General features: G+C 54.9%; 8 protein-coding genes and 1 pseudogene. All 9 read right to left on the reverse strand.

Annotated features, from left to right (window positions below; translation table 11 throughout):
- Positions 1-601 (reverse strand): annotated as a pseudogene (locus M3223_RS09280) (hypothetical protein); the annotation flags it as partial.
- 120 nt (positions 602-721) lie between these two features.
- Positions 722-1,924, reverse strand: a complete 1,203-nt coding sequence (locus M3223_RS09285) for a hypothetical protein (protein WP_251561028.1) — start codon at positions 1,922-1,924, stop codon at positions 722-724.
- Positions 1,925-2,408: 484 nt separating this feature from the next.
- Entirely contained in the window at positions 2,409-3,137 is a 729-nt protein-coding gene (locus M3223_RS09290; RefSeq protein WP_251561029.1) for a response regulator, read from the reverse strand.
- An 8-nt stretch (positions 3,138-3,145) separates the two neighbouring features.
- On the reverse strand, positions 3,146-4,312 hold the full coding sequence (locus M3223_RS09295) for a sensor histidine kinase (RefSeq protein WP_251561030.1): 1,167 nt from the start codon (positions 4,310-4,312) through the stop codon (positions 3,146-3,148).
- A 129-nt stretch (positions 4,313-4,441) separates the two neighbouring features.
- Entirely contained in the window at positions 4,442-7,198 is a 2,757-nt protein-coding gene (locus tag M3223_RS09300) for a stalk domain-containing protein (protein ID WP_251561031.1), read from the reverse strand.
- Between the two features lie 216 nt (positions 7,199-7,414).
- A complete protein-coding gene (locus M3223_RS09305) occupies positions 7,415-8,392 on the reverse strand; it encodes a sigma-70 family RNA polymerase sigma factor (protein ID WP_251561032.1) in 978 nt (325 codons plus the stop codon).
- A 60-nt stretch (positions 8,393-8,452) separates the two neighbouring features.
- On the reverse strand, positions 8,453-8,896 hold the full coding sequence (locus M3223_RS09310) for a carboxymuconolactone decarboxylase family protein (protein WP_251561033.1): 444 nt from the start codon (positions 8,894-8,896) through the stop codon (positions 8,453-8,455).
- Positions 8,897-9,287: 391 nt separating this feature from the next.
- Positions 9,288-13,643: an Ig-like domain-containing protein gene (locus M3223_RS09315; protein ID WP_251561034.1), complete on the reverse strand. Its 4,356-nt coding sequence runs from the start codon at positions 13,641-13,643 to the stop codon at positions 9,288-9,290.
- A gap of 177 nt (positions 13,644-13,820) precedes the next feature.
- Positions 13,821-15,023 carry a methionine adenosyltransferase gene (gene metK / locus M3223_RS09320; protein WP_251561035.1) on the reverse strand — a complete coding sequence of 401 codons (1,203 nt, stop codon included), beginning with the start codon at positions 15,021-15,023 and terminating at the stop codon, positions 13,821-13,823.
- Positions 15,024-15,039 lie beyond the last annotated feature (16 nt).

Genomic DNA, 15,039 nt, shown 5'->3' on the forward strand with positions numbered 1-15,039 from the left:
CGGCGGCGCCGAGCAGCGCCCGCGCCTCGCTGCGCAGCAGGGCGCGCCCCTGCAATGCGGCGGCGGCTGCGCACGCCTCGCGCGCCAGCTCCGCAGCTGCTGGCCTAGCCGCAGCCGCATAGCCTCCGTGACGTGGCTTCGCCGCCGTCACATACAATCCGGACGGCTCACCCCCGCCGTCCGAAAGCAGCGCTGCGCGCGCCAAACGCAGCAGCTCCTCAGCGGCCTGCGGCTTGCTAAGGGCCGCACCTGCTGGCGCAGCGAGCCAGCCCTGCTCCGCATTCCGCCTCTTCGCAGCACTCCAGCCCTGCCCCGTATCCCCGCCCTGCTCCGCATTCCACCTCTGCGCAGCAGCATAGGCCCTTCCTAGCGGAATAAGCGCCTCGCAAAGCAGCATCGTCGCGGCGCTTTCGGCCTGCTGGCCCGCCGCCCGCCCTGCCTCTTCCGCCCATGCGGCATCCAGCCGCCACAGGCAGTCAATCTGCGGGGCGATGCTGACGCAAGCCTTCCAATTTCCGCTTAGATGCAAATACATATATAACGTCGCTTTCAGGCCGCTCCGCCTCCTTTTCAGCAGCACGGCAAAAACAAAAAAGCACACCCTCAGACGGTTTCCCGCCGAGGGTGTGCTTCACCCGCGCCTACTATTGGCTTCATTATACTCCGAAGACTAACAGCCGACAACAGCCAAAATGCTTTCCGTCATTGCCGTACTGAAAATTTAAGGAAGCTTGCTCCAGTCGTCCGTATTTTTCAAATCGATGATAACCGGCTGGTCGCCCTCGGCAATAACGCCATGGGAGCGAAGAGACCAAAGGATCTGCTCTTTGCCCTTAGCTGCGGCCGAATTACCCTCCGCAGAAAAAGTGCGCCTTCCCCATGCAAAAAATCCACGTTGTCTGAGTTTCGGTTCCGTAGAGGTGCGGAAGGACTGCTCTTTCTCATCCCTAGCCCCTTCAGTTGGACGATTCACATGTTTCGTCCTGTCCGAAGCTTTCATTCTTTCGCCAAATCCATCTGCCCCCCGGCCTTCCGTTAAAACCGCCTCTTTTCCAGAGCTCGCTGCTCCGGTTCTGTGCTCTTCCAGTCTAACTTCTTCTGCTCTGTCTTCTACCGTTCCATCTTCTTCCGTTCCATCTTCTTCCGTTCTGTCTTCTACCAGCCTATCTTCTACCGTTCTATCTTCTTTCGCCCCGTCTCCCCCCGCCCCCTCGTCTTCCCCACTCCACGCTTGCCGACTCTCAATCCGCTCCTCAGCCTCCATTCTTTCTGCTCGAGTCTGTTCACTGTCCGGTTCCGGTACAACTATCTTCACGTTATCCGCCGCTGCTGCTTGAATAATATCTTCCTCAGAGCCCATTAAATTTCCCCGGATGTCCCCCTCTCGCTTCCCACTCGCAGCCTTCTCCGCCCTTACTTCCGCCCCCGCCGTTCCACTCCCGCTGCACGACTCCCATCCACAGTCCGGCTTCTCCGCCGCAGCGTCAGCAGCCTCCGCCCGCTCCACGTCACCTTGCCCCAGCTTTTGTCCGGTTCCGGCATCCGACGTCGTATCGGCAGTCGGCTCCTTTTTCACACGCGACCAAACGGGCGCCCCCGCCTCATTCTTTTCGGCGGTGAGATCCGCCGGGGCGACGCCCGGAAGCTTAAGCCACACCACTTCATCGCCGCAGCGGCTGGCAATTCCGGCTGTATCGTCCGTTGATCCCAAATCCCATATCGTGATGCGCATCGGCAAGCCCGACCTTCGCGAATAAGCCTGCAAAGAACGAATGCAATGCTCAAGCTGCGATTCATCGTCCCGAGTCATAATAATATAATGTTCTCCATTCCGGCTGCGGCGCACCGCCGAAGTCTTCAGCAGATGAACGGTTGCCGCAGCCGCTCCGTAACAGGCGATGACGCCGATTAAAATTTCATACATGCCGCATCCTCCTTTGTCCCAAAAGCCGCTGGAGGGCCAGTGAAAACACCCTCTGCGCTAAGGATTGCCCTCTAAGCTTGCTGACCACGGACCGCGAATGTTTTGACTTCCTTCCGAATCTCAGAAGAAATATCCAAACATCCCCACCGATTAATCGGCCAAGCAAAGCTTGATACTGTACCATATGCTTCCGGCAGTCTGGGCGTTACGGCACTTGGGACAAGAAGGGCTTTTACCGGATATCCGCTAAACAGCAGCCGCGATACGCATACAACAAAAAAACCCGCAGCGCTTAGCACTGGGGCTTGGTGTTATGTAAGTTCACGGAGTCACGGTCGGCCCGGTTCGGCCGGATTCCGGGCGCGAAACAGGACAGCCTCCCGGCCAAACCTGCTTAGTACCCGAAATCAATGTCAATCGCTGGAAACGCATTTTCATAAACACGCATCCCACGACGCCTGCGTCGCTTCGCGATGCCGGCAGACTACAGCGTAACCCATCCGTATTTAATGGAGTTGATAACAGCTTGTGTTCGATCGTCCACTTCCATCTTCTGAAGAATGCTGGAGACGTGGTTTTTGACCGTCTTTTCACTGATGAAAAGAAACTCCCCGATCATTTTGTTGCTCTTGCCCTCGGCCATCAGACGAAGGACCTCCGCCTCGCGGCGGGTAAGCGGGTTGTTCTCCCCAGCGACAAACTTTACGCCGGTCTCTCTGCCGGCTGCCGCGCCGGAGCCTGCGCCCATCTCATCCAGGTACGTCATGCGGCGGAGCTGGTTGATCAGCTTGCCGGTAACCTTAGGATGAATGTAAGCATGTCCTTGCACAACGGAGCGAATCGCATTGATAAGCGACTCCGCCTCCATATCCTTGAGCAAATATCCGGTCGCGCCCTTGCGGAGCGTCTCAAATACGTAGCTCTCGTCATCATGCAGCGATAAAATGATAACTTTGATATGCGGGAAAAGATCGCGAAGACGCTCGGTCGCTACAACCCCGTTCTCGATCGGCATGTTAATGTCCATAAGGACGACTTCAGGCTGATGCTGATTGCAGAACTCCAGAACCTGAATTCCGTCGCTGCATTCCCCGATCACTTCCAGATCATCTTCCATGTTGAGAATCCGTTTAAGGCCTTCCCGGAAAAGCTGGTGATCGTCGGCAATCAGCAGCTTGATCTTGCGGTTGCCTCCTGCTGCCTTCAGGTCCATACACTATGCTACTCCTTTCGGTGATCCACGCCCGTCGGGATATGGATCATAATCTTGGTGCCTTGGCCGCTGGCGGATTCCAGCTCAAACCTTCCCTCCAGCAGCTCGACCCTCTCTCGCATTCCCATCAGGCCAAAATGCGAATTAATCTTCGCTCGCGCTTGAATAAGCTCGGCGTCGAATCCGGTGCCGTTATCCTGGACGACAATTTTCACCATTTGCGACTGGTAGGTCAGCTCCAGCGACACAAAGCTGGGGCTCGCATGTTTTAATGCGTTGGTAAAGGCCTCCTGAACTAAACGGTAAATCCCGGCTTCCATGGCGGAAGGAAGACGAATCTCACGGCCAATGGTTTCGAACACGGTATGAATTCGAGTTTTTTCCTCAAAATCCTGCACGTATTTACGCAAAGTGGGAACAAGTCCTAAATCATCTAACGCCATCGGTCGCAAATTGAATATTATTTTGCGAATTTCCTCGAGTCCAGATCGAACCTGTGCCTTTAAGTCTACTAATTCGTGCTGCACCATCTGGAATTCCTGCTTTACGAGCATTCTTTCTGCAATTTCCGTCCTAAGAACTAAATTGGCAAGCGATTGCGCAGGGCCGTCGTGGATCTCTCTGGCGATGCGCTTGCGCTCCTCCTCCTGGGCCAAAATGATTTTCAGCCCGATCAGCTGGCGATTTTTGGCGGATTCCAGAATACGCGTCACCTGCGTCAAGTCGCCGGCCAAATATTCCAGCACGACATTAATTTGCGAATGAATCGTCTCTGCCCGTTCGACAGAGCTCTCAACATTGCGGACCCGTTTCTGCAAATCGTCGCGGCGCGCTTTGAGATAGGTTTCCTTTTCCCGGTACACCATCAGATCCAGCTGAAGATGCGTCGCCTTTTCGTAAGCGTTTTTAATGTCTTCTTCCTTATAACGAACAAAATCGCGGCTGACCTCCGTAAGGCGGATGCGCGCAAGCCGGTACTCCATCTCCAGCTTGTCGACCTTATCGATCGTTTGCACCGTGTCCTGAAGCACCTGATTAAGCTCCTGCTCCAGCGTCAGCATTTCCTTACGGGCCGATTCGCAGATTTCATAGATTTGATATTTGCTTTCTTCCATAACTTCAATAGCGTTTTTGATTACCCGGTCTATATCTACAATGCGATTGTCCACAGTCATCACAGCTGCCTTTCTATAGCTGGATAATCCTGTTTATGCGCAAAACGGCTCCGCCGCCCCAGACGGGTGGCAGAGCCGCGCGTAACAGGTCCCTCTAATCATACCATAGGTGATAGACGAGAGATTATATCATTCGACGGTAATCCGTTTAGTCGCTCCATCCCATTTTACGGATAGTCCCATTTGCTCAGACACAACCCGAATAGGAACTAAAGTCCTACCTTTTATGCTGATCGGTGCAGCCGGAGCCGACATGCGCTGTCCGTTTACGACCATGTCTTTGCTGCCGATGACAAACTCCAGAAGCTTGCCGCCTCTCAGCACGCTCACCCGATTGGTTGAGCCCTCGTAATCTACCTTGCCGCCCAAAGAGCTGGCTACAAAACGAAGCGGGAGACACGTTACGCCGCCCTTGATGTAAGGGGCTGAATCCAATGCGACCGTTTTGCCGTCGACCATCGCCGTATTGCTGCCCTCACGCATTTCAATTTTAACTTTTTTCGGCGTAGGGACCGCGGCCGGCGCGTCTACCTGAACGTTGTCAAAGGCGATGCTGCCGGACGCTTGGCGCTCATCCGCACCGTCCTTGAGGCTGGCGACATACAGGCGGGTCAGCTTCACTGGATATTTAACCGCCTTGCCGGACTCCGCAAGAGGCACCTTAAACGTTCTCCAGCCGGTCCAGTCAATTGCTTTAGACAGCGTCAGCAAATGTTTCGTTCCTGCGGCGTCCGTCAGCTCGGCGCGGGCCCAGTTCAAGCTGGCGTCGCCAAACACGTCCATGCTGATATAGGTCGGCTGCCCGCCGATGGCAAGCCCGTCTCCGTCCAATGCCGCATATGCGGCGCGCGTGTCCGTAGAACCGGATGTAAAATCATAATTCAGCCTCAGCGCATTGGTGGCGTTGCTGGCATCCAAGCCATTGGCAAGCTGCGTGCTTCCGGTAACGCCGGCTGTAGAAGTAAAGCTGAACGACGGCGATTTAGCGTCAAAATCAGCCAGGCTTTGGCTTCCGCTGCCTTTAACTAGCGTAAGAAGCGCCGAATATCCGTCATAACGCGCAATCGCATAGCCGACTTCCGTTCCCTCGGCAACAGAGTTGACCGTAAGCTTGTCACCATCGACGGATGCGGTCAAGCCTTGGAATTCCCATTTCACCGATTGGGACGGAAGCGTGTACGTGCCGCCGTCTTTCAGCTTCACTGTGACCGGAACGGAAATTTGCGCCCCGGCTTCCAAAGATGCCTGCGAAGTGCCGATGCTCATCGATTGGATGGCATCCGCTCCAACAACCGTTACCGGAAGCTTGTCGGACGCCGAGCCGGATTTAACCGTAATGGAGCCGCTGCCCGGCTTGGTCGCCGTAAACGTATTGCCGCTCCAGCTGCCGCCGATGCCCTGCGAGCTCCAGCTTGCGTTCACTGTGCCCGGCTCGATCGGATTGTAGTATTGATCGTAGCCTTTCAGCTCGTAGGAGGCCGATTGGCCGATGAACAACACGCCGCTGCCGCTGGCTTTGATGCCTTTTGCCGTGCCCTTTGGCGCGAGGCTGAATACGCCAAGCCCGTTGGACACCTGCCGCATCGTTGTGCCGTATTCCGTCGGATGGGACAGCTGCACGCCGAATTCGCCCAGCGGACGGTTCACCATCGTTGTCGAGCCGCCTCCGTCCAGATTGACGGCTTTGGATATGCCAAGCTTGACGAGCACGGACTGCAGCTCAGCCAGCGTCAGTCCCGTGCTGCTGCCGTTGTCTTCTGCTGTGACCATGTAGACGGTTTGGCCGTCGCTGGAATAGCCGATGGCGGTACGGGAACGCGGGGAAGAGCCGCTGATAGAGGAAATATCGCGGGAAAATGCAGCCGCTTTGCCGTTTTCGACCAAAATCGTATGGCCGCCGACCATTGTCTCGAAGCTGGCTGGATCGACGTTTTTACCTGTTGATCTTGATTGGAGCGAGTAATCGGCGTTTACCTGCTGTCCGACCTGAAGATGCGTGCGAACGTATTCGGCAGCCTTGCCGTGCGCTCTCAGTATGTAACCGTCAGCGGGAGGCGTCATTGCCAGCGCTTTACCGTCCGAAATCTGCTGCACAACACCGTTTTGCACCAGCACCTCGGTTGGAGATGCGTACTTGGCCGCTGAAGGGCGCTCAGGATCCATCCAGGCACTCGTGTAAATGTACATTGCATTTAAATGGGATGCTTCTTTAGCCGGGAACTCCATCGTATAGGAGGATTGATTGATTCCGTTCAACGGGAATGTCGAACCGTCTCCCGCTTTTACGCTGCCCTCAAACGAATACCGGTCGATAATTGCCTGGCGATCCTTTGTCACGCCAAACATGTACATGCCGCTAAGCTGCATTGGGCTTGTCAGCAGCGCGCCGCCGCTGATTTGAGCGCCCATAGGAATGCCGTCTGTTGAAGACGTCTGGAAAAAATCGGCGTTGATGCCGGCGACGGCTCCGGAGTTTTTAACCATATTCATCACGCTGCCGCGATCTGTGATAACGCCTTCTTTATTGTTAATAGCGTTCAGCTTCACATAGGGATTGGACAGATCAATCTTGATGACATGAACGTTAGACTGGGCGGTTTTGCCGCTGCGCGTGCCTTTCCAGATATAGTCGATCCGCTGAGCGCCCGACGTAATCATTTCCTGGTTCGTAACGGTCAGATCGGTAGCAGCATGGGCCGTGCCAACCGGCGATAGAATGCTTGCAGCACCGGGAAGCTGGGGAGCGATTGCGGCCAATGGCTGGATCAAAAGGGCGGCGCCAAGCGCGGTAACAAGCACCCGGCGGCTCAAAAAGCTTCGCTTCCCCTGGGAATGAACAGAATGAGCTTCGCTCATGGCGGAAATTTTGCGACTTGCTTGATTCATAATCGGAACAACTCTCCTATCTGTTTGCCTTCATTCAGGAGTCTCAGACTCTAGCACATGAATGAATAGACTGACAGAATGCCAGAAAGTTACGTCCGATAGAATAGTCCTTTCACTTTTTCGACATTGAATGACTTTTTCTATTAAAAAATGCGAGGAGGAATTTGCTATGCACCAAAAAAAAACCTTCCGGCACAAATGCGGAAGGCTGACGTTTTATAACAAGAGCTGTGGCTGAAGATGAGACAATTTATCAGGGTTTCGGATCAGGTAAATGCGGCGGACTCCCGTCCCTGCCGCATCAAGCTCAAAACAAACCGCCGCCTGGACCGTACCGTTGTCGTCGTATACAAGCAGCTGCTGCTCCCCATTTAAAACGACGGATTGTTTAAGCAATTGCCTAAGACCTTGAAAAGCTTTTGGAGACGATAGAAAGGCCACAATTCGCTGTCTGCCAAAGATGGGACGGATTGCGGCATGCACCTTTCCACCCCCGTCGGTAATCATTACCACGTCTTCACTCAGCAGCCGCTGCAGCTCCTCGATACGGAAGTTTTCGAATGCGGAGACGAAGCGCTCAAGCACCTGTTTCCGGGACGATTCAGGCTCCTTCGTGGCTGGGAGAGCCTCGGTCGAATTCTCCGGCTCCTCATTGCCAATAGAGTCTCCTCCGCGCGCCTGCTGCAATTTTCGCTTGGCCCGGCTGCCATACTGGCGGCAGGCCGCACTGGACTTGCCAAGCATACCGGCAATAGACTCATAGTCGTATCCATACCCTTCATGCAGCACGACAACGGCGCGTTCCGATGGCGTCAGCTTTTCAAGCAAGGTCAAAAAGCCGTACCTCAGCTCATCGTGGAGCTCCGCCAGCTGCTCCGGCCCCAACTCCTGCTGCGGAAAGTCAGGCAGCGGTTCCGGCAGCCACTCCCCGACATAACGCTCGCGCCGCCTCCGCGCCGAGCTCAGCAAATTCAGCGACCGGTTGACGGCGGCGCGAACCAGATAAGCCCGGCTGCTGCGCAGCTCCGGCAAACCGTTCGTTTGCAGATCCGCGAACAGCTCCTGCGTTACATCCTCTGCATCCGCAATGCTGCCGAGCATTCGATATGCGGCTTGAAAAACGGTCGCCCGTTCATCGCGGTACAGCTGTTCCAGCCGTTTCTGTTCCGCCCCGTCATCCTTCCGCAGCTTCATCGTTGCTTCATTCTCCTTTGTTCGCCTAGTCCGGGCGATACTCATTTCGGCTCGTAAAGCTTAACCGAGACAGCCGGGAAACATTCCGGTTGTAATCGCGATCCGGTTCCAGGCTCCGATTGTATTCACGGCCATGAGAAGATCGATCAGCCCTTGTTCACCGTAATGGCGCAGCGCCTCCCGGTATACCTCCTCCGGCATGCCGCTGTCGGCGATGCGAGCCGCATGCTCCGTAAAGTTCAGCGCGGCTCTCTGCGACTCTGTGAATACCGGGGCTTCCTTCCACACCGGGAGCAGGAAAATATGTTCCATATAATCGCCGAGCTTCATCAAATCCTTGGCATGCATGTCAACGCAAAACGCGCAGCCGTTCAGTTGGGATACTCTTATTTTAACAAGCTCCTCCAGCACCGGGTCCAGCTTTTTGCCGGTTGATTTGGCCAGCTCCATCATAGCCTGGAACGCCTCTGGATTCGCCGCACGATAGTTCATTCTTACTTTCATCTGTAATTCCTCCTTAGATCGCCGCAGCATTTTGTACGGCTTTACTATACCGACAACATAGGAGTCGGTTTTGTGACACGCGAACAGGCCCGCTATACAAAAAAAAACGAAAAGGGACGAGGCAGCCTCTGCTTCGTCCCTTTTTCCTATTTGGTTTTAATCATAAAGCGGGCCCGAGCCTTTGGCGCAGCCGCCCTCCAACCTACACACCAACAATAGTTTGGTTAAAAGGACAGGCGGAGCCAAAGGACGAGCCCAGAGAAGCGCCAGCGTTCGCCTTTTACGTCGGATTTCAACCGCTATCAGCGGTTCAAATTCAAAGAAATACGAGGTTAACAGCGATCGGAGGGTCGGCCTTTGGCGCAGCCGCCACACCTTTTCACCAAACCTATTACATATCAATCATATTTAAATATAAAAGCATCCTCTTAATCATAACAACCGCTTCCGCACGGGTAGCATTCGCGGAAGGACCAAACACATCCGCTTTCTGTCCGCTTAACACGCCCGTGTAAACCGCTTTGGCCGCATACGGCTTGGCCCATCCGCTAATGCTGCCGCGGTCCTTGAATTTGCTCAGGTAGGTCTGCTCCTGCTGCGGCAGCGTGATTTTCGCTCCTGTTGATTCCACAGCACGGATAATCATTGTTGCCATTTCCTGGCGGGTAATCGGAGCGTTCGGCTTGAACAGACCGTTGCTGCCCTCAACGATGCCAGCCGCCGAAGCTGATCCGATATAGGCGCCGGAAGCGCCCATTCCGGCTGTATCGCGATAAGCCGAGTTGCCTTGATTGTATCCTTTCAGTCCAAGACCGCGCGAGATGAATTCCGCGAATTCAGCGCGGGTAATCGACCGTTTCGGCTCGAACATTGAATTGGACCGAGGCCGGGTAATCTGTTTGGCAGTCAAAGCATTGATATCGTTTTTGGCCCAGTGCCCGTTCACATCACTCAGTACGGCGCTGCCGCGGACGATCGCATACACGCCTCCTTCGCGGTGTTTAAGCGTAATTTTGGAGCCGCTTCCCGAGGCTTCAACCTTGGTTGGGGTATAGCTGATCGAGCTGGTCTCCGCATCCAGGAATACGCCTGCAGCGGCCGCGGCTGGAATCGGCGAAGCCGACTGAATCGTCGTCGTTAAATAGCGCTTAAGACCCGTATAGGCAATCCTGTTGCCTCCGCTGCTTCCGACAAGGCCCACATCAATGCTGATTGGCCCTGCAAGCAGGCTTGCATTAGCCCGGTTCATGGTAAATTGCAGCGATCCGGCCAAGGAGCTTGCGCTTGTATCAACGGAAAGCAGCAGATAACCTGTTACGCCGCCAGCATTAAGCTGAGAGGCTGTTTTATCGTAATCAATCGCCTGCAGTGGAATCTCAACCGTGATATTGTCGTACTGCAGCTCAAACGAGGCTTGGTTAGCGCTGGCTAACGCCTGCTGCAGCTGGGCGAGCGGAACCGCCACGATGCCGGCTTTATTCGTCTCCGGCACCTTGTAGCTGACCTTGGACAGTCCGGCGTTCCGGGCTGCCTGATAAGCAGCGGCAAGCTTTTCGTTCAGTATCGTATAACGCGATGCAACCCGCCCTGCTGGAGACACATCCTGACTAATCGTTACGTCGTATTCCGTCAGCTGGCCGGGAGTTGCGCTTGAGCCCCCTCCTCCAGCACCGCCGCCTCCGGAGCCGTAGGTCGCATTCGTAATGACAACGGAGGACAATGCGGCAGCGGGATCGCCTCCTGCCAACCGAAGCGGGTTGTAGGATGGCGGGCTATAGGTCAGCGTCACAGCTTGACCGAGCGTAACCGCTGTGCTCAGCTGCAGCGTCACGTTTGTCCCGGAAAGGCTGACTCCGTTGACCGGAATGAGCAAGCCGTTCGCCCGAACCGAAAATTGGCCCGCAGACGGAACTGCACTCGGATCAAGCGGCATGCTGTACAGCAGCGTCATGACCGATCCGTTCACGCTTCCCGATACAAACAGGGGCATTGAGCCTGTAACGCCAGCTTCTCTGCCGCTAAAGGCATCAGCTGCGTTGCCCGCGAGATCCGCAAGCGCAGGTACTCCTTTTACGTAGCTGACTTTGACGGTGCTGCTCGTAGTAAGATTTGAAGCCAGCTGAAGAATTAGCTTGCTGCCCTCTACGCTGACATTGGTGATGCTCATGGAGTTATTGCTGGTCATAACGGAAAATTGGCTGCGCAGGGGCAGCAGACTGCCGTTTAACCCCTCGTTATAGTTCAGCGTAACTTTATTCCCGCTAGCCGTAATGCTGTTCAGAATCGGCTTCGACGTGTCCAGCAGATTTTGAATGTAAGCATTGCTGAATGCAGCAAGCGGGTTGCCGGAACGGTCCATGACCGGATTCGTACCCGGCGTATAGTTCACATAAGCGCCGCCATCGCCGCCCGCAGCGTAGCTCAGTTTAAACGTCAGCGTATTGCCGTTAACAGCTGGTTCGTAAAGCGAATAGTAACTGCCATTCACATAAAGCGCGAACTGCGACGTCCAATCCGACTTTGCCGCATCCAGCATTTCGCTGAATTGCAGCTTCAGCTGATTGCCTGACACCGTTCCGCCTGTCAGCTTAAGCTGGGCTGCTTCCGCATCGTAAACGGCCTGACGGCCCGAGAACCCTGCGGCGCGAGCCCCGCCAAGACCGCGAATAGCGTTTGAGCTAGTGGCGTCTGCCGGAGCCGTATAAGCAGCGGTTACCTTTTGACCGTTCAAAATGCCGCTACGCAGGTTCAGCGTAACCGTATTCCCCGATACCGACACCTGGCTGATCTCTCTCGCTGCGGACGCATCGTTTACCGTTACGTAGAAGCTCGCCGGATACGGCACGCTGGCGGGGTCTAGCTCGTTGTCGTACGTCAGCAGCAGCTTAGTGGAGCTGATCATGGCGACCTTATCCAACGCTGGCGCAGCGGTCGAGCTGCGCAGCGTCGTGAAGCGCCATTCGTATTCGTTTAAAATACCCCCGAACGCATTGCCGGCACCATCGCGGATGCTTCCCACGCCAATTTCCATGTAAAACGAAGTATTGCCTGGCAGCGGGCTCTCGGGTTTGATGATGACCGTATTCGGCTGGTCGCCCGGTACGTACGCTTTTACAGCATAAGTATCGGAGGAACCGGTCTTGTGCAAAATAATGCGCGGCGAGTCGGCCAGCCGGACCGGCTCTGTAAACACGGCTTGGAACGAAGACAGCGTTGAAATGGAGGTGCTGCCCGTGGCTGGACTTAACGTAACGAGAGAAGGCGGAGCGCCGTCGCGTGTCGCTGTAAAGCTCCAGACCGAACTGCCGGATATCCCTGTAAAACGGGAGCCAGCAGCATCCATAATCGCTTGGGAGCCGATTTCGACATAGTAGACAGCGCCTTCCTGGAAGCTCAGACGCGGATCGATCGTGAGCACGCTGCTTCCAAAGCCGGATATCTGCTCCGATGTAATCGCAATTGAAGCCAAAATGGATTGATTTGAAGCAGCGCGGACCACGATGCTGCCCGTCCCTGGATAAACCGGCCGGTCAAACGTAATGTTCAGCTTGCCGTTTGCCGTTCCAATCGCTCCTCCGTTAGCTGGAGCAAACGCCGTTACAGCAGGGCCTCGATTGTCGCTTACCGCTTGCGTCGAGAAGCTCCACGCAGATGCGTCGCTGATGCCGGCAAACCACAGCTCGCCGCTGCGGAATGCGCCTGCGTCAACCAGTACATAATAGGAAGTGCTGCCTGCTAAAGCTTCATAAGGGAGCGTGACCTTGTTTCCGTTGTAGCTTAGATCAGCTGCATCCCAGCGGCGGACCGTGCTGTTGTCGGAAACTTTTTTGAGATAGACGTACTTTGGATTGGCGGATTTGCTGCCAGAGCTGACAGCTTTGTCAAACGTAATCTCAAGCGGTATTGTAACACCCACCCCTTGAGCGCCTTTGTGGGGCTGCAGACCGGCTATTCCGATTGGAGAGGCCCCCGTCTGGAAGCTCCAGCTGAGCTCTCCTGTACGGTTGCCTGAAGCGTCCTGCAGCAAGCCGGACGGTCCCGATACCCTGTAGGACTGTCCCGGCAGCAAGCCGTTTGGCGGGGCAATGGTGATGACCCCGCTGCCGCCTCCAGTCACAAGCTGGCTGGTGATGTTTACCGGTACGCTGTCGCCGCTAGTCTCGTTTGTCAGTTGTAGTGTGCCTGTAGCGGGATACACCGGTTCGCTGAATTTAATCCGCAGTGAAGAAAATACAGAGGCGTCCCCGCCTTGCGGACCATATTCCGTCGGGTATGGCGAAGTGTTATCCGGATCGGCTGCGGCAAAGTTCCAATCCGTAGCGCTATTGATGCCGGCAAAAGAGCCGCTTCCCGAAGTGGAATTAAAGCTGCCTGCATCGATGAGCACATAATAAGCCTGTCCGGCCTCAAAAGAGCGCTCCGGTTGAATCGTGACCAGAGCAGCGTTGGACGGATCGATTTGAACCCTGCTGTCAGAAGACACAGTGAAGCGGGCCCATTCCGAATTGTCGGCCACTTTGCGGATGGATATGGCCGCGTTTCCGCTGCCTTTAACGACCGGTTCGTCAAACGTAATGGCCAAACGGGCATTAGCAGGAGCGGCGTCGGCATTATCCGCAGGGTATTTACCGGCTATGACCGGCCCTCCCTGTGCAGCATTGGCTATATTGCCCGTTAAACCAACAGCAGGAATTACAGCATTTAAGAGCAGAAGAAGCGCTAAAACGTACTTAAACCAAACTCGCATTGCCTTTTCACTCCCCGAGTTGAACATTCGTAGTTACTTTGTCGGCTGTCGGCCAGGGAATGTTTAGGAAAAATGGATAAAGCGATATTAGTTAATTGGAATGAAGGGATTTCCAGCAACTTTAATTTCCAATGCAAAAAACCCCCGCTTCAAAAGAAGCAGGGGGTTGGAAATCAATTAAACGAGCGCTTCCTGTTTCAGCAGGGAAGCCTTGTCTACGCGCTCCCAAGGCAGATCGATGTCCGTACGGCCAAAATGACCGTAAGCAGCGGTTTTGCCGTAAATTGGGCGGCGCAGGTCCAGCATTTTGATAATGCCGGCTGGACGCAGATCAAAGTTCGCGCGGATCAGCTCAACGAGCTTCTCTTCGGATACATTGCCTGTGCCGTAGGTATCAACGTTAATGGATACCGGGTTAGCTACGCCGATAGCGTAAGCCAGTTGAATTTCGCATTTGTCAGCAAGTCCTGCTGCGACGATGTTTTTCGCTACGTAGCGGGCTGCATAAGCTGCGGAACGGTCAACCTTCGTCGGATCCTTACCGGAGAACGCGCCGCCGCCGTGACGGGCATAACCGCCGTAGGTATCAACGATGATTTTGCGGCCAGTCAGGCCAGCGTCGCCTTGAGGTCCGCCGATAACAAAACGGCCCGTAGGGTTAATGAAGTACTTGGTGTCGGCATCCAGCAATTCCACTGGAACAACCGGTGCGATAACGTGCTCACGAATGTCTTGTTGGATCTGCTCAAGCGTAACGCGCTCGTCATGCTGAGTGGATACAACGATCGTATCAACGCGAACTGGCTTGCCGTCCACGTATTCAATCGTAACTTGAGTTTTGCCGTCCGGACGCAGGTAGTCCAGCGTGCCGTCCTTACGCACTTCCGCCAGGCGGCGGGCAATGCGGTGAGACAGAGCGATTGGAAGCGGCATAAGCTCTGGCGTTTCGTTGGTAGCAAAACCGAACATCAGACCTTGATCGCCCGCGCCAATGTCTTCGTTTTCTTGATGTACGTCTTTGCCTTCACGAGTTTCAATCGCAGCGTTAACGCCTTGAGCGATGTCAGCAGACTGTTCGTTCAAAGATGTCAGAACAGCGCAAGTCGTGGAGTCAAAGCCGTATTTTGCACGGGTATATCCAATTTCCTTGATCGTGCGGCGTGCGATAGCCGAGATGTCGACATAATCGGCACGGCTGCTAATCTCGCCAATAACAAGGACGAGGCCCGTAGCTACGGAAACTTCGCAGGCTACACGGGCATAGGGATCCACTTCAAGGAAAGCGTCGAGAACTGCGTCAGAAATCTGGTCGCATATTTTATCGGGATGGCCTTCCGTTACGGATTCCGAAGTAAACAGGTGTCTTCCTTTAAGGGACAAGCTGATCGACCTCCTA

This window comes from Paenibacillus pasadenensis (assembly GCF_023715725.1).
In the GTDB taxonomy this organism is placed as follows: Bacteria; Bacillota; Bacilli; order Paenibacillales; family Paenibacillaceae; genus Paenibacillus_O; species Paenibacillus_O pasadenensis_A.

What these genes read in the sequence shown, in the direction of transcription:
- M3223_RS09285 (WP_251561028.1), bottom strand. Translation starts at nt 1,924, where the DNA reads ATGTATGAAATTTTAATCGGCGTCATCGCCTGTTACGGAGCGGCTGCG.
- M3223_RS09290 (WP_251561029.1), bottom strand. Translation starts at nt 3,137, where the DNA reads ATGGACCTGAAGGCAGCAGGAGGCAACCGCAAGATCAAGCTGCTGATT.
- M3223_RS09295 (WP_251561030.1), bottom strand. Translation starts at nt 4,312, where the DNA reads ATGACTGTGGACAATCGCATTGTAGATATAGACCGGGTAATCAAAAAC.
- M3223_RS09300 (WP_251561031.1), bottom strand. Translation starts at nt 7,198, where the DNA reads ATGAATCAAGCAAGTCGCAAAATTTCCGCCATGAGCGAAGCTCATTCT.
- M3223_RS09305 (WP_251561032.1), bottom strand. Translation starts at nt 8,392, where the DNA reads ATGAAGCTGCGGAAGGATGACGGGGCGGAACAGAAACGGCTGGAACAG.
- M3223_RS09310 (WP_251561033.1), bottom strand. Translation starts at nt 8,896, where the DNA reads ATGAAAGTAAGAATGAACTATCGTGCGGCGAATCCAGAGGCGTTCCAG.
- M3223_RS09315 (WP_251561034.1), bottom strand. Translation starts at nt 13,643, where the DNA reads ATGCGAGTTTGGTTTAAGTACGTTTTAGCGCTTCTTCTGCTCTTAAAT.